We start from the raw sequence: 20,468 nt of genomic DNA on the forward strand, positions 1-20,468 counted from the left end.
CTGGATGTCATGTTGTTGATGCGGTACTCCGGCCACCTGAACCTGGCGTGCAGGTGAGCAACAATAATTTTAAAAAAACCGTGGAGCGGCCATGCAACAGAACAGATCGCAAGTCATCGAGCGCAACGGCCTGTACGAACTCGACGCCGGCCCCGACGTCCTCGACAGCCCTCGCTACAACCACGATATGGCACCTACCAAAGTACACGAGCGCACCTGGAACAAATGGCACATCACGGCGCTGTGGGTCGGCATGTCGATCTGCGTGCCCACCTACACACTGGGCGGGGTGCTCACGGCGTATTTCGGGCTGTCGGTGGGGGAGGCGCTGATGGCGATCCTGCTGGCCAATATCGTGGTGTTGATCCCGCTGACCCTCAACGCGTTTCCCGGCACCAAGTACGGCATTCCGTTTCCGGTGCTGTTGCGTTCGTCCTTTGGCATCCTCGGCTCCAACGTACCGTGCCTGATCCGCGCGCTGGTGGCCTGCGGCTGGTTTGGTATCCAGACGATGTTCGGCGGGCTGGCGATCCACCTGTTCCTGGGCTCGATTTTCGACGGCTGGAAAGCCCTCGGCGGTACCGGTGAGGTGATCGGTTTCATGCTGTTCTGGTGCTTGAACCTGTGGGTGGTGCTGCGTGGCGCCGAGTCGATCAAGCGCCTGGAAACCTTGTCGGCGCCGTTATTGGTGGCGGTGGGGGTTGGGCTGCTGGTATGGGCGATGCCCAACGTGTCCCTCAGCGAGTTGATGGCGATCCCACCCAAGCGCCCCGAAGGCGCCAGTCTCACCGGTTACTTCATGGCGGGGCTCACGGCGATGGTGGGTTTCTGGGCCACGTTGTCATTGAACATTCCAGATTTCAGCCGCTACGCCAAGAGCCAGAAAGACCAGATTCTGGGGCAGATTTTCGGCTTGCCGCTGACCATGTTCCTGTTCGCTGCCCTCGGCGTGGTGATGACCGCCGCCTCGGTGAAACTGGTGGGGGTCAGCGTCTCCGACCCGGTGAGTCTGATCGGGCATATTCAGAGCCCGGTGTGGGTGGCCATCGCCATGGCGCTGATCATCGTCGCAACCTTGTCCACCAATACCGCGGCGAACATCGTCTCGCCCACCAACGACTTCCAGAACATCGCGCCCAAGCTGATCAACCGCACCACGGCGGTGATCCTCACCGGCCTGGTAGGGCTGGCGCTGATGGCCCATGAACTGCTGAAAAAACTCGGGCTGATCGTCTCGGACGTGAGTCTTGAAACCGTGTATTCCAATTGGCTGCTGGGTTATTCGAGCCTACTGGGGCCGATTGCCGGGATCATGGTGGTGGACTATTTCATCACCCGCAGACAGCAGTTGGACCTGGCCGGCCTGTACCGCGATGACGTGTACCCGGCCTGGAACTGGAGCGGCTTTGTCGCCTTTGGCGTACCGGTGGTGCTGACGCTGCTGTCGCTGGGCAGCGATGCGTTCAGCTGGTTCTACAGCTACGGCTGGTTCACCGGCTCGGCGTTGGGCGGGGTGTTGTATTACGGCTTGAACGCCAAGCGCGGGGCGAGCCCGATCACCGCCAAGGCGCCGTTGTAAACCACGGTCGAGGTGGGAGCTGGCTTGCCTGCGATAGCGGACTATCAGTTAAAGCCGTGTCGCCTGACACACCGCCATCGCAGGCAAGCCAGCTACCACAGTTGACCGCGTCAATTCATAAGAACCTGTAGCTTGAGGAGACCCCCCATGAACGCTGCCCTCGACGTTCTGCAATCGCCCCATCAGCACATCAACCGCGACCGTCTGTGGCAGTCGCTGATGGACCTGGCCAAACTCGGCGCCACGCCCAAGGGCGGTGTGTGTCGCCTGGCCCTCACCGACCTCGACCGCAAGGCTCGCGACCTCTTCGTGCAGTGGTGTGAAGCGGCGGGTTGCACCGTGACCATCGACGGCATCGGCAATATCTTCGCGCGTCGTCCCGGTCGCAACCCCGACCTGCCACCGGTGATGACCGGCAGCCATATCGACACCCAGCCCACCGGCGGTAAGTTCGACGGTTGCTTCGGCGTGCTGGCCGGTGTGGAAGTGCTGCGCACCCTCAACGACCTCAAGGTGGAAACCGAGGCGCCGCTGGAAGTGGTGGTGTGGACCAACGAAGAAGGCTCGCGCTTCCCGCCGTGCATGATGGGCTCTGGGGTGTTTGCCGAGAAGTTCAGCCTGGCCGATACCCTGGCCAAGGTCGATACCGACGGCGTCAGCGTAGGAGAGGCGTTGAACGCGATTGGCTATGCGGGAACGCGGCCGGTCAGCGGGCATAAGGTCGGCGCGTATTTCGAGGCCCATATCGAACAAGGGCCGATTCTGGAGGATGAACACAAAACCATCGGCGTGGTGCTCGGCGCCCTCGGGCAAAAGTGGTTCGACCTGAAGCTGCGTGGTGTTGAAGCCCATGCCGGCCCTACACCCATGCACTTGCGCAAGGACGCCCTGGTCGGCGCGGCAGCGGTGGTGGCCGCCGTGAACGCGGCGGCGTTGGCGCATCAGCCCCATGCATGCGGCACGGTGGGGTGCCTGCAAGCGTATCCGGGATCGCGCAATGTGATTCCCGGTGAAGTGCGCATGACCCTGGATTTTCGTCATCTTGAACCGGCGCGGCTGGATTCGATGATTGCCCAGGTGCGTCAGGTGATCGAAGACACCTGCGCCCAACATGGCTTGAGTTTCGACATGCAGCCTACGGCGGACTTCCCGCCGCTGTACTTCGACAAAAGCTGCGTGGAGGCGGTGCGCAATGCCGCCAATGGCTTGGGCTTGTCGAACCTGGACATCGTCAGCGGGGCAGGGCACGACGCGATCTTCGTCGCTGAGCTTGGCCCGGCGGGGATGATCTTTGTACCGTGTGAAGGCGGCATCAGCCATAACGAAATCGAAAATGCCGCGCCGGATGACCTGGCGGCGGGGTGTGCGGTGTTGTTGCGGGCGATGGTGGCCGCTTCAGCAGCCATCGCCAGCGGCCAGCTCGCGGCCTGATCGTTCGCACGCTCCGCGTGGGAATGCACCCTGTGACGCTCTGCGTCACGATTTTAGAGGCAGACGCAGAGCGTCCTGAGCGGCGTTCCCACGCAGAGCGTGGGAACGATCAGTGGGTATTAACCCGGCTGCCAGCCGCCGCCCAGTGCGGTCAACAGCCCTACGCTCGCCTGCAACTGCCGGGTCTGCACCGCCTGCAACGTTCTCTGTGCCTGCAACGCGGCGGTCTGGGCGGTGACCACGTCCAGGTAACTCACCGCCCCAGCCTGATAGCTGTTCATCGCCAAGGCCTGGGTATGTTGCGCCGCCTCTGCGGCCGCTTGCTCGTCCTTGGCTTGCTGCTGCAAATCCCGCAGTTGCGCGAGGTTATCTTCCACCTCGCGCACGGCTTTCAATACGTGGCTACGGTACTGTGCCGAGGCTTCCTCGAATTCGGCCTTGGCCTGGCGCTCGTTGGCGCTCAAGCGTCCGCCATCGAAGATCGGCAGGTTCATCAGCGGCCCCAGTGCCCAATACCGGTTGCCGGCGGACAGCAGGTTGCCAACGCCTTGGGTCTGCCCGCCCAGCACACCGGTCAAACTGAAATCCGGAAACCACGCCGCCTTGGCCACGCCGATCGTTGCGTTGGCCGCAAACACGCGACGTTCAGCTGCGGCAATGTCCGGACGACGCTGCAGCAGGTGGCTGGGCAACTGCGCCGGAATGCCTGGCAACGCCATTAACTGCGAGCTGGGCGGCAGTGAAAACTCACTGGCCGTCACGCCCACCAATTCGCCGATGGCATGCTCGGCGAGGTTGCGCTGGCCACGCACTTCGTCCAGCTGCGCCTTGGCTTCGGCCAGTTGGTTTTGCGCGCGGGTCAGGTCCAGTTCCGACGCAATCTGGCCTTCATAACGGCTGCGGGTCAGTTGCATCGCTTGGCTGAAGTCCTGCAACGACGTGTTGAGGATTCGGCCCTGTGCATCCAGCCCATTGAGCTGCACATAAAGGCTCGCCAACTGCTGTTGCAGGCTCAAGCGCACCACCGCCAAATCATCAAAGGACGCTTGTGCCTGGGCATCGCCCGCGGCGACCTGGTTGCGGATTCTGCCCCACAGGTCGAGGTCGTATCCCAGGGAGAACCCAGCGGTATTGCTGTTGTACACCGACGGCTGTGTAGTGCCGCGTAGCGGTCGTGAATCCGATTGACGTTGGCGCAGCGGTTGCGCGCTGGCGGTGATTTGCGGGAAAAGGCCCGCGTGCAGTTGACTGGCATAGGCCTGGGACGCATCGAAGTGCGCCAGCGCCGCGGCCAGGTCCGGGTTGGCCTTGAGCAGTTGCTGTTGCAGCGCGTTCAGGCGCGAATCGTTGTAAAGCTGCCACCACGGGGGCGCCAGTTGATCCGACGGTTGCGCGCTGTGCCAGGGGCCATCGCTGGTTTGTTCGCGGTAGTGGGCGGGCAGGTCAATCGACGGCACCGTATAGGTGGGCGCCATCGAGCAACCCTGCAACGCCAGCACCATCAGTGCCGCCAGCGGCTTAAGCCTTGGGCGCATGCGCACCTCCCGAGGCGGCGGCCAGTTGCACTGGGTCGCCTTCGCGCAGGGCGTCGGGCGGGTTGTCGATGATGCGGTCAGCAGGCTTCAGGCCTTGGTCGATCACCAGGCGCTCGCCGAGGTCCAGGCCAATATGAATGTCTTGCAGGTGCACATGATTGCGCCCGTCCAGCACCGCAACCTGGGTGCCCTGGGCGCGGAAGATCAAGGCGCTGGCCGGGATGCTTACGCCATGGGTGTCAGCCGGAATCGGTAGGGTGACTTCGGCGTAGTCGCCCGGCAGCAGTTCGCCGTTGGGGTTGTCGGCGACGAACTGGGCCAGCAGGGTGCCGGAGCGGCGGTCGATGGCGGTGGAGTCACCGATCAGGCGTGCCTTGAAATGCTCGCCGGGGTGCTCGGGGACGGTCAGTTCGGCCTCAAGGCCCGCATGAATGACCGCTGCATAGTTCTGCGGCACCGGCACGTACAAGCGCAATTGGTGGGTGTCGGCAATGTTGAACAGTTCCGGATCGCTGGCGTTATCGGCTTTGATCAACTGGCCGATGTCCGTGTTGCGGGCGGTGATGGTGCCGGCGAACGGCGCGCGCAGGGTCTTGTAGCTTTCCAGGGCGCACAGTCGCGCATAGTCTGCTGCAGCGGCTTCGGTGTTGGCCTTGGCGGCTGCGGCGTTGGAGGTTTTCTCATCGGCGTCCTGGCGCGATACCGAATGGCTGGCCAGCAGGTTTTGCCAGCGTGTCGCCGTGGTGGCTGCCAGGCGTGCATTGGCTTGTTGCTGGATCAGGCGCGCATGGGCCTGGGCCAGTTGTTGGTCGAGGTCGGGGCTGTCGATTTCGGCGAGGATTTGCCCGGTCTTGACCTGGGTCCCGATGTCGACTTTCCAGTCCTTCAAGTAGCCGCTCACCCGCGCATGGATAGCCGCCTTGCTCCACGCCTCCAGGTGGGCGGGCAGGCGCAGGGTGTCACCGCCGGCGTTTGGCTTGGGTTGGAACACCATCACCTGGGGGACGGCGGCGGCTTCGGTCCAGGCAGTGACCGATTGCTCGTGCAGCGTACGCGCGTGCAGGCCGCTGGCGACCAGCAAGGCAGCCAACGTCAGGCCACCGACACCCAGGAGCATCAGGCGCTTGCGCGAGGGTTTTTGATCAGGCGACATGGGGCGTTTCTCCAGCAGTTGCGCGAGTAGGATGACGACCGTGGACCAGGCTGAAGACCACGGGAACAAACAACAAAGTGGCGATGGTGGCGAAGACCAGGCCACCGATGACCGCCCGGCCGAGCGGGGCGTTCTGCTCCTCGGAAATCGCCAGGGGCAACATGCCAATGATCATTGCCAGGGCGGTCATGCACACCGGGCGAAAGCGTGTGTAGCCGGCTTCCAGCGCGGCTTTCAACGCATCGCCGTGTTCGGCCAGGCGCTCACGGCAGAAGCTCACCACCAGGATCGAGTTGGCGGTCGCCACACCCATGCACAAGATGGCCCCGGTGAGTGCTGGCACCGACAACGAGGTGCCACTGAGGAACAGCATCCACACGATGCCCGCCAATGCTGCCGGCAACGCCGTGATGATCACAAAGGGGTCAGCCCACGATTGGAAGTTGACCACGATCAGCAAGTAGATCAGCACCACCGCGCCGAGCAGTCCGAAGCTCAAACCACTGAACGCCTCATGCAGCGCATCGATCTGCCCGTGCAGGCTGATGGTCGCGCCTTTGGGGCGCATGGACGCTGTGTCATCCAGCACCTTTTGCACATCGCGGGCCACACCGCCGAGGTCGCGACCTTGCACGTTGGCGTACAGGTCCAGGGTCGGTTCGATGTTGTAGTGGGTCACCACGGCCGGGCTTTGTACCCGGGAAATAGTCGCCACGCCGCCGAGGATTTGCGCCTGGCCATTGGCACCGGTCACCGGCAGCGCTTCAAGGGACGGCAGGCTGTCGAGACGGTATTGCGGGGTGGCCGCGACGATGGAATAAGACACGCCATTGGCCGGGTTGAGCCAGAAGGTCGGCGCGGTTTGCGAGCTGCCGGCGAGGGAGGCGACCATGCTGTTGGTAACATCACGCTCGGTAATGCCCAGGCCGTTAGCGCGCATGCGGTCCACGTTTACTTGCAGCGAGGGGTAGCCGGTGGACTGCTGGATGCGCAGGTCGGCAATCCCCGGTACATGCTGCAAGCGCCGTTCAAGCTCGACGGCATAAGCGCGGTTTTCTGCGTCATTGCGCCCGGAGATTTTGACGTCCAGCGGGGCGGGGGCGCCGAAGTTGAGGATCTGGCTGCTGATGTCGGCGGGCAGGAACGCAAAGTGGCTGCCGGGGAAACTTTGCGGCAGGGCTTCGCGCAGTTTTTTCACATAGCCGGCGGTGGGCGCGTGGTGCGTTTTCAAGCTGACTTGAATATCGCCATCCTGCGGGCCGATGGTGCCGCTGCTGCTGTAGGCCATGTCGATGCCGCTGAGCGGAATGCCAATATTATCGACGATGGTGTCCAGCTCTTCGGCGGGGATGACCTCGCGGATCCGCGCTTCGATGCGGTCGAATGCCGCGGCGCTTTCCTCGATGCGCGTGCCCAGTGGCAAGCGCACATGCAGGGCCAAGGCACCCGCATCGGTGGCCGGGAAAAAGTCCTGGCCCAGGCTCGGCAACAATAGGAACGACGCGAGTATGCAGGCCAGGAACCCGACAATGAAGCGCTTGCGTGCGCCCAGTGCCAGCGTCAGCAGGCCATGGTAGGTGTCGCGGACATTGGAAAAGTGCCGCTCGAATCCCTGTTGAAAATTCAGCACCGATTGCAGCAACGCATTGCGTGGTTTCGGGTGTTGTTCACCCTCGTGGTGATTGATGAATGCATCTTCCGGATGATGCCCCGCGCCTGCCTCCGGCCTATGTGGTTTGAGCAAATACATCGCCAGCGTCGGCACCAGGGTACGCGAGAGAATGAACGAACTGGCCATGGCAAAGATCACCGCCAGCGCCATTGGCCGGAACAGGTAACCGGCGATGCCTTGCAGCAAAAACATCGGCACGAACACGATGCAGATGCACAACAGCGAGACGAACGCCGGGCCGACGATTTGCGCGGCGCCGTCGAGAATCGCGGCCTTCACCGCCTTGCCTTGCTCCAGGTGCCAGTTGATGTTTTCGATGGTCACCGTGGCGTCGTCCACCAGGATGCCCACCGCCAACGCCAGCCCGCCCAATGTCATCACGTTGAGGGTTTGCCCACTGACGGCCAACAGCGCGATGGCCGAGAGCACTGCCAGGGGAATCGACGCGGCGATGATCAAGGTCGAGCGCCAACTGCCGAGAAACAGCAGGATCATCGCACTGGTGAGCAGTGCGGCAATGATGCCTTCCTGGGCCACGCTGCCCACCGACTGCTTGACGAACACCGAGGCATCGCCCAGCAGCGAGGTTTTCAGCGACGGTGGCAAGGTTTCGTTGATGCGCGGCAGCATCTGGCGGATACCGTCGATGATCGACAGCGTGGAGATGCTGCCGTTTTTCAGCGCCGGCATCAGCACGGCGCGATGGCCGTCGACCCGCACGATATTGGTTTGCGGTGGTGAACCGTCGCGCACATGGGCCACTTGGCCGATGGTGATCAGCGCACCGTCGACGGTCTTGATCGGCAAGTCGTTGAGCTCATCAATCGCCTTGGGGCTGTTGTTGAGCAGGATCGTGTATTCGTTGGGGCCGAGCTTGGCGGTGCCCACCGGGATGATCTGGTTCTGCAGCGCCAGGGCGGTGCCCACGTCCTGGGCCGACAAGCCTTTGGCGGCCAGGGCTTGAGGGTCGAGGTCGAGGGTGATCTGTCGTTGCTTGCCACCCATTGGGGTGGGCATGGCCAGGCCGGGCAGGGCGCTCAAGGGCAGGCGGATATTGTTCTGCACCAGGTCGCGAATTTTGGCTTCCGAAAGGCTGGGGCTGGAGAACGCCATTTGCAGGATCGGCACCGTGGAGGCGCTGTAGTTGAGGATCAGCGGCGGGGTGATGCCCGGTGGCATTTGCTTGAGCACGGTTTGTGACACCGCCGTGACCTGGGCATTGGCGGTACGGATATCGACGCCAGGCTGGAAGAAGATCTTGACGATGCCCATGCCGGGCAACGATTGCGACTCGATATGTTCGATGTCGTTGACGGTGGTGCTCAGGGAGCGTTCGTAGGTGTAGATCACCCGGCCGGCCATGGCGTCCGGAGACAGGCCGTTGTACTGCCACACCACGGCGACCACGGGAATGCCGATATCGGGAAAAACATCCGTGGGCGTACGCAGGGCCGCCATCGGCCCGATGATGCAGATGAATATAGCCAGCACGATGAAGGTGTACGGCTTGTGCAGTGCGGTCTTTACCAGCCCGAGCATGCGTGAGTCTCCGAGAAGAGCAGGATTGCAAACCCCGGCAGTCTTGACCGACCCACCTAACACGCACCTTTCAGCCAGGTGAAGGAAGTTTTAGTCAAGGGCTGAAGATACTTTCATAGGGATTCATTTGTTCCAGGAAGGGCGGCTCATCAAGCTTGTCAGCCATCGGATACGAGCTTTTCATTCATGCCCTTTGGAGCCCTGTCATGTCACTCAAACCACTGTTGTTAGTTCCCGTCCTTGGCTTTGTCTGTTTACTGTCGGCCTGCGCCGGCCCGATCCCCAAGGCGGACCCCAGCGAAGCCTGGATCGGCTTGCAGGAAGAAGCGCCGAATGACCTGATGGCCGAGCGTGTCGATGGCAAGCGGGTGGACGATGGGCGCTATTTTGAGGTGACCCCGGGTGACCATCGCCTGGACGTGACTTTATTTGAAGACGAGCCGGGTGATGACAACCAGCAGGACTGCCAGGGCCGCATCGAGTACAAGCATTTCAAGGCAGGTGAGCACTACACCCTGGTGGAGTCGAGCCTGGGCACCACGGTGCGCGCGTCTCTTGAGGACGGCCACGGCAAGGAAATTGCCGCGACCCAGGACTTCAATTGCATGCCTGGCTAGGCGTGATGCGCCGTCGCCTTGTGCGGTTCTGCGGGTGCAGCAGGTTTGACGTGGGGGTGATGATGCCGGCGCGTCACGCGCATGACTCCCCACAGCATGGCGGCGGCGACGGCCAGCCAACCACAGATCAACAGGAAAATCGTTGTCGCAAGGCTCATTCGGGCCTCCTTTCGCCCACTTGGGGCACACACAGTCTTCTCAATGGACAGTCTAGTCAGCTGGCGGTTGCCTGCTATTGACCAATGGTCGAGTCGGTCCAACTTCTTTGCTCTATCAGCGCCGCTTTACTGAGCCAGTGGGCTATACCGGCGGGGCGGGGCGCCCTATGATCGGAGGCCTTTACCGGCAGTTGATCAAGAGAGTGAAAAAATTGCGCTTACGGTCGAACCTTAAAACCTCCTTGCTGCTCGCCGCTGCCCTTGGGCTGGCGGCCTGTGCCAGCAGCACACCATCGAAACTGCCAGGCTTGCCGGAGCGCGTTGAACTCACTGGCGTGCCGACCTTTCGCAGCGAGGCTTATCAGAGCGGTCCTGCGGCACTTGCCAGCATGCTGTCGCAACAAGGCATTGTCATGACACCGGGTTTGCTTGATAAACCGCTGCACCTGCCCGGCGCCGAGGCGGACCTTGAGCGCAACATGCAAGTGCTGGCACGTGAATACGGGCTGATGGTGTATCCACTGGAGGCCAAGCTGACCGCCGTGCTGGCGCAGGTGGCGGCGGGTTACCCGGTGATGGCGCGGATCAACGCCAGTTATTGGTCCGGGTCGCGCTATGTCGTGGTGGTGGGGTTCAACCAACAGAAGAGTACGGTGCTGTTGCGCTCAGGCAACGAGCGCCGGCTGATCATGAGCTTCAGCGACTTCGAGTCGGCGTGGACGAGCGCGGGCCATTGGGCCATTCTGACCCAGCGCCCGAGCCAGTTGCCGGCCAATGTGGATGCGCAGCGCTGGCGCGATGCGGCCAATGCCACGGCGCAGGCGGGGCAGGAGCAAGCGGCGGCCCAAGCGCTCAAGGTGTTGGCAGAGAAGAAGTGAAGCTCAAATAATGTGGGAGCGGGCTTGCTAGCGAATGCGGGGTGTCAGTCGCTACATTCATGGCTGACCCACCGCATTCGCGAGCAAGCCCGCTCCCACACTAAAACCGTTGCTTATCGACGTACTTCCGTAGCGGTCGCTCGGTTCTTGAGGTTTTTATCGGCCTTGTAACGCAGCGCTACATCCGGCACTGCGCCGCCTTTGCCAGTCTCGACCCAGCTACGAATACGGCTGGCATCGGCAAAATGGGTGAACTTGCCAAAGGCATCCAGGATCACCAGCGACACCGGGCGATTGCCCATGCTCGTCACCAACACCAGGCAATGGCCGGCCTGGTTGGTGAAGCCGGTCTTGGTCAGCTTGATATCCCAATTGGCGCGGTTGATCAGGTGGTCGGTGTTGGAGAAGCCCAAGGTGTAATTAGGCTTGCGGAACGACACGGTCTTTTCCTTGGTGGTGCTCAACTGGCTCAGCATTGGAAACTTGCGCGCATAGGCCAGCAGCTTGCTCAGGTCGCGGGCGGTCGACACGTTATGAATCGACAGTCCGGTGGGCTCTACGTAGTGGGTGCTGGTCATGCCCAGGGATTTTGCCTTGGCGTTCATCGCGGCAATGAAGGCCGCGTAGCCACCTGGATAGTGGTGGGCGAGGCTGGCGGCGGCGCGGTTTTCCGAAGACATCAGCGCGATCAGGAGCATTTCCTTGCGTGGCATCTGGCTACCGATCTTCACCCGGGAGAACACGCCTTTCATCTCGGGCGTATCGGTGATGTTGATGTCGATGTACTCGTCCATATTCTGCTTGGCTTCGAGGACGATCAGGCCAGTCATCAGCTTGCTCACCGAGGCGATAGGTACCACCACGTCAGGGTTGCTGGAATAAATGACTTTATTGGTCTGCAAGTCGACCAGCATGGCGCTGCCGGAGGCGATCTGCAGCTTGGAGGCGTCACGCGGGGCCAGGGTGGATTCGGCGGCGTGGGCGAAGGTGCCTGTTAACGCAAAAAACAGGCTAACGATAGAAAGACGAATTTTCACGCGGCTGAACTCGCTAAAAAGTAAGGAAATGCCGTTGTAGAACGGGTCTTATGAAAAATGACGTTACATTTTAGGAGTATGGATGAAGAACTGTCGAATGTTCTTCTAGAACCAGACGAAAGTGCTTAAAAACTAAGAAAAAACGGTTTTTTTACGCGTAATAAAAAGCCCTGCGCTAAGGCAGGGCTTTTTCATTACGTCTGGTTATTAACCGTGCAGGGTTTCCGCTGCATATAAGGTGTTTTCCAGCAGGCAGGCCCGGGTCATCGGCCCGACACCGCCAGGGACCGGCGTGATCCAGCCTGCTCGGGGCAGGGCGGTTTCATACACCACGTCGCCCACCAACTTGCCGTCTTCCTGGCGGTTGATACCCACGTCAATGACGATGGCACCCTCCTTGATCCACTCACCCTTGACCAGGCCCGGCTTGCCGGCGGCGACTACCACCAGGTCGGCACGGCCGACGTGGCCGGCGAGGTCCTTGGTGAAGCGATGGGTGACGGTCACGGTGCAGCCGGCCAGCAGCAGCTCCATGGCCATCGGGCGACCGACGATGTTCGATGCGCCCACCACCACAGCGTCAAGGCCGTACAGGTCGACACCGGTGCTTTCCAGCAGCGTCATGATGCCTTTAGGCGTGCATGGGCGCAGCAGGGGAATGCGTTGGGCCAGGCGGCCGACGTTATAAGGATGGAAACCGTCGACGTCTTTGTCCGGGCGGATGCGCTCCAGCAGCTTGGAGGCGTCCAGGTGCTCAGGCAACGGCAGTTGCAGCAGGATGCCGTCCATGCCCGGGTCATCGTTGAGGCTGTCAATCAGGTCGGTCAGGGCCTGTTGAGTAGTGTCCGAAGGCAAGTCGTAGGCCTTGGAAATAAAGCCGACCTCTTCACAGTCTTTACGCTTGTGCGAGACATAAACCTGAGAGGCAGGATCGCTGCCGACCAGGATCACCGCGAGGCCAGGCGTGCGCAGGCCTTGCTGGCTGCGCTCGGTGACTCGTTTGGCGATCTGCTGGCGCAGGCTGGCGGCGATTGATTTGCCGTCGATAAGTTGTGCAGTCATTACGCGTGATTAACCATCGAGAGGGGGAAGAAAAGTGCGCGCATTCTCGCATGCCAAGGCGCGAGGGCAAAGGCGCTTGGTCTGCAAATTGCCCTAACCCCTTAAATAAAATCAGTTTTTTTCAAAAAAGATTTGACGGGTTTCCAGGGCATCTATACTATTCGTCGCACTTGTCGGGCACAGCCTAGCACTGGTTAAGAAGGTCAAGCAGAATAGTTGTACTGCAAGGCTGGAAGCACTTAGTTTGTAATCCTCCAAGAGTACAGATTAATAAGGCGCCCGTAGCTCAGCTGGATAGAGCATCCGCCTTCTAAGCGGATGGTCGCAGGTTCGAGTCCTGCCGGGTGCGCCATTAGGCAGCTTTGGCACAAGTAGCGCTATATGGTGGGCGTAGCTCAGTTGGTAGAGCACGGGATTGTGACTCCCGTTGTCGAGGGTTCGATCCCCTTCGTCCACCCCATATTCTGAAAGGCGCCAGATTTAACAGTCTGGCGCCTTTGCTTTAAGAGCTTCAAGCGCGGATGTGGTGGAATTGGTAGACACACTGGATTTAGGTTCCAGCGCCGCGAGGCGTAAGAGTTCGAGTCTCTTCATCCGCACCAATTAAAGCTTTTCCCGGTCGTCAGGCGGGGCAGGGCTCAACAAAGAAGTGGTTTGGTTTCTTTGTTAACGCAATATGGTGGGCGTAGCTCAGTTGGTAGAGCACGGGATTGTGACTCCCGTTGTCGAGGGTTCGATCCCCTTCGTCCACCCCATATTCGAAAGGCGCCAGATTTAACAGTCTGGCGCCTTTTTTGGTTTTGGCGGTTTGATATTGGGTGGTCGCAGGTGCTGGGCTGCCCCGGCAGGGCGTGTCGTCGTATTTATGTATCTCGATGATGCCGCGTTGCTTGCTCGCCTTGTTCGCAGGGCGGGCCGCCAGGGAGATGAATGCTTGTTCCTTCTATATATAGAGAGGGGCGGCGCAGGGCCCTGGCGCAATTTGGCTGTATTTGTCACCGGGGCGAGGTACTTCAGTGCTTTCGTACCGATAAATTGCCGGCTGTTTTCCGCTGTGTTTTCAGTAGGGTGACTTCTTGAGTTTGACCCACTAGAATGCATGCCCTTGATTGGGGTCGGAAATGGCCGGCTAATGTCTGTGCAACGAGGAATATCCATGCAAGTTTCTGTTGAAAATACTACTGCTCTCGAGCGCCGCCTGAGCATCACCGTGCCGGCAGAGCGTATCGAGACTGCGGTCAACAAGCGTCTGCAGCAGACTGCCCAAAAGGCCAAGATCGCTGGTTTCCGTCCAGGCAAAGTGCCGATGAGCGAAATCAAGCGTCGTTTTGGTGCCGATGCGCGCCAGGAAGCTGTAGGTGACGTGATCCAGGCTTCCTTCTACGAAGCCGTTGTCGAGCAGAAGCTGAACCCTGCTGGCTCGCCTTCGATCGAGCCCAAGTCCCTGGAAGCGGGCAAGGACCTGGAATACGTTGCCGTATTCGAAGTGTTCCCGGAATTTGAAGTGGCCGGTTTCGACGGTATCGAAATCGAGCGTCTGAGCGCCGAAGTGGCCGATTCGGACCTGGACAACATGCTGGAAATCCTGCGCAAGCAGAACACTCGTTTTGAAGTGGCCGACCGTGCCGCCCAGAACGAAGACCAACTGAACATCGATTTCGTTGGCAAGGTTGACGGCGAAGTCTTCGCTGGCGGCTCCTCCAAGGGCACTCAGCTGGTGCTGGGTTCCAACCGCATGATCCCTGGTTTCGAAGACGGCCTGGTTGGCGCCAAAGCCGGCGAAGAGCGCGTTCTGAACCTGACTTTCCCTGCTGACTACCAGAACCTGGACCTGGCTGGCAAAGCCGCCGAGTTCACCGTTACCGTCAACAGCGTTTCCGAGCCTAAGCTGCCAGAGCTGAACGAAGAGTTCTTCGCTCAGTTCGGTATCAAGGAAACCGGCATCGAAGGCTTCCGCACCGAAGTTCGCAAGAACATGGAGCGTGAGCTGCGCCAGGCTATCAAGTCCAAGGTCAAGAACCAGGTCATGGACGGTCTGCTGGCCGCCAACCCAATCGAAGTGCCTAAGGCCCTGCTGTCCAACGAAGTGGATCGCCTGCGCGTTCAAGCGGTTCAGCAGTTTGGTGGCAACATCAAGCCTGACCAACTGCCGGCCGAGCTGTTCGAAGAGCAAGCCAAGCGCCGCGTTGTGCTGGGCCTGATCGTGGCTGAAGTGGTCAAGCAGTTCGACCTCAAGCCAGATGAAGACCGCGTTCGCGAAATGATCCAGGAAATGGCTTCGGCCTACCAAGAGCCTGAGCAGGTCGTGGCTTGGTACTACAAGAACGAGCAGCAGATGAACGAAGTACGTTCGGTTGTGCTGGAAGAACAAGTTGTGGATACTGTTCTGCAGAAGGCTAAGGTGACCGATAAAGCGGTCTCTTACGAAGAAGCAGTCAAACCGGCGGAAGCAGCACAAGCCGACTGATTGTCCAACTCGTTGGAAATTCAACCATAAGCCAGCCTCGCGCTGGCTTATGCGTTTTCAAGACATGACTATTTGGGAGTAACTGCAGAGCATGTTCCGTAATTCCTATATTCAGCAGAACTCTGATATCCAGGCCGCAGGCGGCCTGGTCCCGATGGTTGTCGAGCAGTCCGCTCGTGGCGAACGCGCCTACGACATCTACTCGCGCCTGCTCAAGGAGCGAGTGATCTTTCTGGTTGGCCCGGTAGAGGACTACATGGCCAACCTGATTTGTGCGCAATTGCTGTTCCTTGAAGCGGAAAACCCGGACAAGGACATCCATCTCTACATCAACTCACCGGGCGGTTCGGTGACTGCGGGCATGTCGATCTACGACACCATGCAGTTCATCAAGCCAAATGTGTCGACCACCTGTATTGGCCAGGCGTGCAGCATGGGCGCCTTCCTGCTGACCGCGGGTGCCGAAGGCAAGCGTTTCTGCCTGCCGAACTCGCGCGTGATGATTCACCAGCCGCTGGGCGGTTTCCAGGGCCAGGCGTCGGATATCGAAATCCACGCCAAGGAAATCCTCTTCATTCGTGAGCGTCTCAACACGCTGATGGCCAAGCACAGCGGGCGCACCCTGGAAGAAATCGAGCGCGATACCAACCGTGACAATTTCATGAGCGCTGAAGCCGCCAAGGAATACGGGTTGATCGACGCAGTGATCGACAAGCGCCCCGCTTAATATAAGCCGCTCAAAATAGGGCTGGTCGGCATGTCCGACCACTGGCGGGCTTGAAAAAGCCCGCATAAGCCTTCATCTTGTGTTGCAAGCCTATCGGATTTGGATCGAACGAATGACTGACACCCGCAACGGCGAGGACAACGGCAAGCTGCTCTATTGCTCCTTCTGTGGCAAAAGCCAGCATGAAGTACGCAAATTGATTGCCGGCCCCTCGGTGTTTATCTGCGACGAATGCGTCGACCTGTGCAATGACATCATCCGTGAGGAGGTGCAGGAAGCCCAGGCCGAGAGCAGTGCGCATAAATTACCTTCGCCTAAAGAAATCAGCGGCATCCTTGACCAGTACGTCATTGGTCAAGAGCGTGCAAAGAAGGTTCTGGCCGTAGCGGTGTACAACCACTACAAGCGCTTGAACCAGCGTGACAAGAAAGGTGACGAGGTTGAACTTGGCAAGAGCAACATCTTGCTGATCGGTCCTACAGGCTCGGGTAAAACCCTGCTTGCAGAAACCCTCGCTCGCCTGCTGAACGTTCCGTTCACCATCGCCGACGCCACCACCCTCACCGAGGCTGGCTACGTGGGTGAAGATGTCGAGAACATCATTCAGAAACTGCTGCAGAAGTGCGACTACGACGTAGAGAAAGCCCAGATGGGTATTGTCTACATCGACGAGATCGACAAGATCTCGCGCAAGTCGGACAACCCGTCGATCACCCGGGACGTTTCCGGTGAGGGCGTGCAGCAGGCCCTGTTGAAACTGATCGAAGGCACGGTTGCTTCCGTTCCGCCACAAGGCGGCCGCAAGCACCCGCAGCAGGAATTCCTTCAGGTGGATACGCGCAACATCCTGTTCATTTGTGGCGGTGCGTTCTCCGGTCTGGAGAAGGTGATTCAGCAGCGTTCCACCCGTGGCGGCATTGGTTTCAGTGCGGAAGTGCGTAGCAAGGAAGAAGGCAAGAAGGTGGGCGAGTCCCTGCGTGAAGTCGAGCCTGACGATCTGGTCAAGTTCGGTCTGATCCCGGAATTCGTTGGCCGTCTGCCGGTCCTGGCCACGTTGGACGAGTTGGATGAGGCGGCTTTGATCCAGATCCTCACCGAGCCGAAAAACGCCCTGACCAAGCAATACGGCAAATTGTTCGAGATGGAAGGTGTAGACCTCGAGTTCCGTACCGACGCGCTGAAATCGGTGGCCAAGCGGGCACTGGAGCGCAAGACCGGTGCACGTGGCCTGCGTTCTATTCTCGAAGGCGTATTGCTCGACACCATGTACGAAATCCCCTCGCAGTCCGAGGTGAGTAAAGTGGTGATCGACGAAAGCGTGATCGAAGGCAAGTCCAAGCCACTGTATATCTACGAAAACAGTGAGCCGGCTGCCAAGGCTGCACCCGACGCGTAAGCGTTCAGCAGTTGCGGTACAAGCAAGGGGCCTTTAGGGGCCCCTTGTTTTTTTGGGGGCTTTTCTCGGAGCGGTGGTTAAATTCGCGTGTATTCATGCGTTTAACTACTGGCATTGAGCTTGTTTTTTTTGCATGTAACCCCCATCTTGGTTTCAAGCTTATTTTTGAACTGTCATAGAGGCGAAATCATGAAGACAACCATCGAATTGCCTCTCCTGCCGTTGCGTGATGTCGTCGTCTATCCGCACATGGTTATCCCGCTGTTCGTGGGGCGCGAGAAGTCTATCGAAGCCCTCGAGGCCGCGATGACGGGCGACAAGCAAATCCTGCTGTTGGCCCAGAAGAATCCTGCTGATGATGATCCAGGTGAAGAAGCCCTGTATCGCGTCGGCACCATTGCCACTGTCCTGCAATTGCTCAAACTGCCCGATGGCACCGTCAAGGTGTTGGTCGAAGGTGAGCAGCGCGGCGCCGTAGAGCGTTTCATGGAGGTGGACGGCCACCTGCGCGCAGAAGTGGCGCTGATCGACGAAGTCGAAGCCCCGGAGCGGGAGTCCGAGGTGTTCGTGCGCAGCCTGCTCTCGCAATTCGAGCAGTATGTGCAGTTGGGCAAGAAAGTTCCGGCTGAAGTCCTGTCGTCCCTCAACAGCATTGATGAGCCAAGCCGCCTGGTCGACACCATGGCCGCCCACATGGCGCTGAAGATCGAGCAGAAGCAAGACATCCTCGAAATCATCGACCTGTCGGCCCGTGTCGAACACGTGCTGGCGTTGCTGGATGGCGAAATCGACCTGCTGCAGGTTGAGAAACGCATCCGTGGCCGTGTGAAGAAGCAGATGGAGCGTAGCCAGCGCGAGTACTATCTGAATGAGCAGATGAAGGCCATTCAGAAGGAGCTCGGCGACGGCGAGGAAGGCCACAACGAAATCGAAGAGCTGAAGAAGCGTATCGATGCCGCTGGCCTGCCCAAAGACGCCCTGACCAAGGCCACCGCCGAGCTGAACAAGCTCAAGCAGATGTCGCCTATGTCGGCCGAAGCCACCGTGGTGCGCTCGTATATCGACTGGTTGGTGCAAGTGCCGTGGAAGGCCCAGACCAAGGTGCGCCTGGACCTGGCCCGTGCTGAAGAGATTCTCGACGCTGACCATTACGGCCTGGAAGAGGTCAAGGAGCGCATCCTTGAGTACCTCGCCGTGCAAAAGCGTGTGAAAAAAATTCGCGGGCCGGTGCTGTGCCTGGTCGGGCCTCCAGGTGTGGGTAAAACATCCCTGGCGGAATCGATTGCCAGCGCGACTAACCGCAAGTTCGTGCGCATGGCCTTGGGTGGCGTGCGTGACGAAGCGGAAATCCGTGGTCATCGCCGTACCTACATCGGTTCGATGCCAGGAAGATTGATTCAAAAGATGACAAAGGTGGGTGTACGCAACCCGCTGTTCCTGCTCGATGAAATCGACAAAATGGGCAGCGATATGCGTGGCGATCCGGCGTCGGCCTTGCTCGAAGTGCTTGATCCCGAGCAGAACCATAATTTCAACGACCATTACCTGGAAGTCGACTACGACTTGTCTGACGTAATGTTCTTGTGCACCTCCAACTCCATGAACATTCCGCCAGCCTTGCTGGATCGGATGGAGGTGATTCGTCTGCCGGGCTACACCGAAGACGAGAAGATCAACATCGCAGTCAAGTACCTGGCGCCCAAGCAGATTTCGGCCAACGGCCTGAAGAAGGGCGAGATCGAATTCGAGGTCGAGGCGATCCGTGACATCGTGCGCTACTACACCCGCGAGGCCGGTGTACGGGGCCTTGAGCGCCAGATTGCGAAGATCTGCCGCAAGGCGGTGAAGGAGCACGCGCTGGAAAAACGCTTCTCTGTGAAGGTGGTCGCCGATTCCCTGGAACACTTCCTGGGCGTGAAGAAATTCCGCTACGGCCTGGCCGAGCAGCAGGATCAGGTCGGCCAGGTGACTGGCTTGGCGTGGACCCAGGTGGGTGGCGAATTGCTCACCATCGAAGCGGCGGTGATTCCGGGCAAAGGCCAGTTGATCAAGACCGGTTCCCTGGGTGATGTGATGGTCGAATCCATTACCGCCGCACAGACCGTGGTACGCAGCCGCGCCCGCAGCCTGGGCATCCCGCTGGACTTCCACGAGAAGCACGACACCCATATCCACATGCCGGAAGGGGCGACCCCCAAAGACGGCCCTAGCGCTGGCGTAGGCATGTGCACGGCGCTGGTATCAGCGTTGACCGGCATTCCTGTGCGCGCCGATGTGGCGATGACCGGGGAAATTACCTTGCGTGGCCAGGTATTGGCGATCGGTGGTCTGAAAGAGAAATTACTCGCTGCGCACCGAGGTGGAATCAAGACCGTGATCATTCCTGAAGAGAATGTTCGCGACTTGAAGGAAATTCCTGACAATATCAAGCAGGATCTTCAGATTAAACCGGTTAAATGGATTGACGAGGTCCTGCAAATTGCGCTGCAATACGCGCCGGAGCCCTTGCCGGATGTGGCCCCGGAGATCGTCGCGAAGGACGAAAAACGCGAGTCCGATTCCAAGGAAAGAATTAGCACGCATTAATGTGTTGGAGCCTGGGGGGCTTCCTTGACAGCTTTTTAGAGCCCTTGTTATAAAGCGGCTCTTAAGTGTCTGTAGGCCATTCAGCACTGGTTTTGCTTTTTACCAAAAAACTTAGAATCATACTCAATAGATATATAAGGGGACTTAGAGTGAACAAGTCGGAACTGATTGATGCTATCGCTGCATCCGCTGATATCCCGAAAGCTGCTGCTGGCCGTGCGCTGGACGCAGTAATCGAATCCGTCACTGGCGCTCTGAAGGCCGGCGACTCCGTGGTACTGGTAGGCTTCGGTACTTTCTCTGTGACTGACCGCCCAGCTCGCACTGGCCGTAACCCACAGACCGGCAAAGCACTGCAAATCGCTGCTGCCAAGAAACCAGGTTTCAAAGCCGGTAAAGCCCTGAAAGAAGCCGTTAACTAAGCTTCGTTCAAGCCTTTGCTTACCCGGGTCGGACGCAGGTCTGGCCTGGCAGCGGAGCGGTAGCTGACCTACGTATCGGGTCGCCACGCCGGGGGTGCAGATTCGAACCCCCGTCCGCTCCGCCAGTTACGAGAAGGCGCATCCTCGGATGCGCCTTTCTTCTATCCGGACTCTACCCACGCTCCACGGTTGCCTAATTTTTGAAGTTC

Annotated in this window: 15 protein-coding genes and 4 tRNA genes; 13 read left to right on the forward strand and 6 right to left on the reverse strand. The window is 59.5% G+C overall.

Translation table 11 applies throughout. The features are described from left to right. Positions 1-91: 91 nt before the first annotated feature. A complete protein-coding gene (locus AC07S6_RS19890) occupies positions 92-1,579 on the forward strand; it encodes an NCS1 family nucleobase:cation symporter-1 (protein WP_057974954.1) in 1,488 nt (495 codons plus the stop codon). Between the two features lie 147 nt (positions 1,580-1,726). Continuing rightward, positions 1,727-3,010, forward strand: a complete 1,284-nt coding sequence (locus tag AC07S6_RS19895; RefSeq protein WP_495112862.1) for a Zn-dependent hydrolase — start codon at positions 1,727-1,729, stop codon at positions 3,008-3,010. Positions 3,011-3,129: 119 nt separating this feature from the next. On the opposite strand, the gene AC07S6_RS19900 is transcribed toward AC07S6_RS19895, so the two are convergent. From AC07S6_RS19900 to AC07S6_RS19910, 3 genes are read right to left on the reverse strand one after another with little or no spacing between them, the layout of a single operon-like run. Continuing rightward, the gene (locus AC07S6_RS19900; protein ID WP_495112863.1) at positions 3,130-4,545 is read right to left on the reverse strand and encodes an efflux transporter outer membrane subunit; all 1,416 of its coding nucleotides are present in this window, start codon (positions 4,543-4,545) and stop codon (positions 3,130-3,132) included. Then, positions 4,529-5,698 (reverse strand): efflux RND transporter periplasmic adaptor subunit, encoded by a 1,170-nt coding sequence (locus tag AC07S6_RS19905; protein ID WP_073454061.1) that lies wholly within the window; start codon positions 5,696-5,698, stop codon positions 4,529-4,531. Before AC07S6_RS19905 ends, AC07S6_RS19900 begins: the two co-directional genes overlap by 17 nt. Further along, positions 5,688-8,909 (reverse strand): efflux RND transporter permease subunit, encoded by a 3,222-nt coding sequence (locus AC07S6_RS19910; RefSeq protein WP_495112864.1) that lies wholly within the window; start codon positions 8,907-8,909, stop codon positions 5,688-5,690. Before AC07S6_RS19910 ends, AC07S6_RS19905 begins: the two co-directional genes overlap by 11 nt. 206 nt (positions 8,910-9,115) lie before the next feature. Here AC07S6_RS19910 and AC07S6_RS19915 point away from each other — a divergent pair, with 206 nt between their 5' ends. Next, complete coding sequence (locus AC07S6_RS19915) at positions 9,116-9,526, forward strand: PA0061/PA0062 family lipoprotein (RefSeq protein ID WP_034127951.1); 411 nt, start codon at positions 9,116-9,118, stop codon at positions 9,524-9,526. On the opposite strand, the gene AC07S6_RS19920 is transcribed toward AC07S6_RS19915, so the two are convergent. Continuing rightward, a complete protein-coding gene (locus AC07S6_RS19920) occupies positions 9,523-9,684 on the reverse strand; it encodes a hypothetical protein (protein WP_164919344.1) in 162 nt (53 codons plus the stop codon). The genes AC07S6_RS19915 and AC07S6_RS19920 overlap by 4 nt on opposite strands. Positions 9,685-9,896: 212 nt before the next feature. Between AC07S6_RS19920 and AC07S6_RS19925 the strand changes: the two genes are divergently transcribed. Then, positions 9,897-10,562 (forward strand): cysteine peptidase family C39 domain-containing protein, encoded by a 666-nt coding sequence (locus tag AC07S6_RS19925; RefSeq protein WP_495112865.1) that lies wholly within the window; start codon positions 9,897-9,899, stop codon positions 10,560-10,562. A gap of 113 nt (positions 10,563-10,675) precedes the next feature. Here the strand turns inward: AC07S6_RS19925 and pbpG are convergent, their stop codons facing one another. Together pbpG and folD are read right to left on the reverse strand one after the other, a co-directional pair. Next, positions 10,676-11,599: a D-alanyl-D-alanine endopeptidase gene (pbpG, locus tag AC07S6_RS19930; protein ID WP_057974949.1), complete on the reverse strand. Its 924-nt coding sequence runs from the start codon at positions 11,597-11,599 to the stop codon at positions 10,676-10,678. A gap of 207 nt (positions 11,600-11,806) precedes the next feature. Next, positions 11,807-12,661 (reverse strand): bifunctional methylenetetrahydrofolate dehydrogenase/methenyltetrahydrofolate cyclohydrolase FolD, encoded by an 855-nt coding sequence (gene folD, locus AC07S6_RS19935; RefSeq protein WP_003192259.1) that lies wholly within the window; start codon positions 12,659-12,661, stop codon positions 11,807-11,809. 275 nt (positions 12,662-12,936) lie between these two features. Between folD and AC07S6_RS19940 the strand changes: the two genes are divergently transcribed. The 9 genes from AC07S6_RS19940 (at position 12,937) to AC07S6_RS19980 (ending at position 20,259) form a co-directional block, all read left to right on the forward strand. Beyond that, positions 12,937-13,013: transfer RNA gene (locus AC07S6_RS19940), tRNA-Arg, on the forward strand. Between the two features lie 32 nt (positions 13,014-13,045). Then, positions 13,046-13,121, forward strand: a tRNA-His gene (locus tag AC07S6_RS19945). A gap of 57 nt (positions 13,122-13,178) precedes the next feature. Continuing rightward, positions 13,179-13,263: transfer RNA gene (locus tag AC07S6_RS19950), tRNA-Leu, on the forward strand. A 77-nt stretch (positions 13,264-13,340) separates the two neighbouring features. Continuing rightward, positions 13,341-13,416, forward strand: a tRNA-His gene (locus tag AC07S6_RS19955). A gap of 401 nt (positions 13,417-13,817) precedes the next feature. Then, complete coding sequence (gene tig / locus AC07S6_RS19960; RefSeq protein ID WP_054917375.1) at positions 13,818-15,128, forward strand: trigger factor; 1,311 nt, start codon at positions 13,818-13,820, stop codon at positions 15,126-15,128. 91 nt (positions 15,129-15,219) lie between these two features. Continuing rightward, on the forward strand, positions 15,220-15,855 hold the full coding sequence (gene clpP / locus AC07S6_RS19965; RefSeq protein ID WP_003192255.1) for an ATP-dependent Clp endopeptidase proteolytic subunit ClpP: 636 nt from the start codon (positions 15,220-15,222) through the stop codon (positions 15,853-15,855). Positions 15,856-15,967: 112 nt separating this feature from the next. Then, positions 15,968-17,251, forward strand: coding sequence for an ATP-dependent Clp protease ATP-binding subunit ClpX (gene clpX, locus AC07S6_RS19970; protein WP_003192254.1), 1,284 nt, complete (start codon positions 15,968-15,970; stop codon positions 17,249-17,251). A 189-nt stretch (positions 17,252-17,440) separates the two neighbouring features. Next, entirely contained in the window at positions 17,441-19,837 is a 2,397-nt protein-coding gene (lon, locus tag AC07S6_RS19975; RefSeq protein WP_495112866.1) for an endopeptidase La, read from the forward strand. A gap of 149 nt (positions 19,838-19,986) precedes the next feature. Beyond that, a complete protein-coding gene (locus AC07S6_RS19980; protein WP_003174819.1) occupies positions 19,987-20,259 on the forward strand; it encodes an HU family DNA-binding protein in 273 nt (90 codons plus the stop codon). The last annotated feature ends 209 nt before the right edge of the window (positions 20,260-20,468 follow it).

The sequence above is a fragment of the Pseudomonas sp. GW821-FHT07B01 genome, from assembly GCF_059419065.1.

Coding starts and splice junctions, on each gene's coding strand:
- folD (WP_003192259.1), bottom strand. CDS start 12,661: ATGACTGCACAACTTATCGACGGCAAATCAATCGCCGCCAGCCTGCGC.
- AC07S6_RS19900 (WP_495112863.1), bottom strand. CDS start 4,545: ATGCGCCCAAGGCTTAAGCCGCTGGCGGCACTGATGGTGCTGGCGTTG.
- clpX (WP_003192254.1), top strand. CDS start 15,968: ATGACTGACACCCGCAACGGCGAGGACAACGGCAAGCTGCTCTATTGC.
- lon (WP_495112866.1), top strand. CDS start 17,441: ATGAAGACAACCATCGAATTGCCTCTCCTGCCGTTGCGTGATGTCGTC.
- tig (WP_054917375.1), top strand. CDS start 13,818: ATGCAAGTTTCTGTTGAAAATACTACTGCTCTCGAGCGCCGCCTGAGC.
- clpP (WP_003192255.1), top strand. CDS start 15,220: ATGTTCCGTAATTCCTATATTCAGCAGAACTCTGATATCCAGGCCGCA.
- AC07S6_RS19910 (WP_495112864.1), bottom strand. CDS start 8,909: ATGCTCGGGCTGGTAAAGACCGCACTGCACAAGCCGTACACCTTCATC.
- AC07S6_RS19915 (WP_034127951.1), top strand. CDS start 9,116: ATGTCACTCAAACCACTGTTGTTAGTTCCCGTCCTTGGCTTTGTCTGT.
- AC07S6_RS19920 (WP_164919344.1), bottom strand. CDS start 9,684: ATGAGCCTTGCGACAACGATTTTCCTGTTGATCTGTGGTTGGCTGGCC.
- AC07S6_RS19890 (WP_057974954.1), top strand. CDS start 92: ATGCAACAGAACAGATCGCAAGTCATCGAGCGCAACGGCCTGTACGAA.
- AC07S6_RS19895 (WP_495112862.1), top strand. CDS start 1,727: ATGAACGCTGCCCTCGACGTTCTGCAATCGCCCCATCAGCACATCAAC.
- AC07S6_RS19905 (WP_073454061.1), bottom strand. CDS start 5,698: ATGTCGCCTGATCAAAAACCCTCGCGCAAGCGCCTGATGCTCCTGGGT.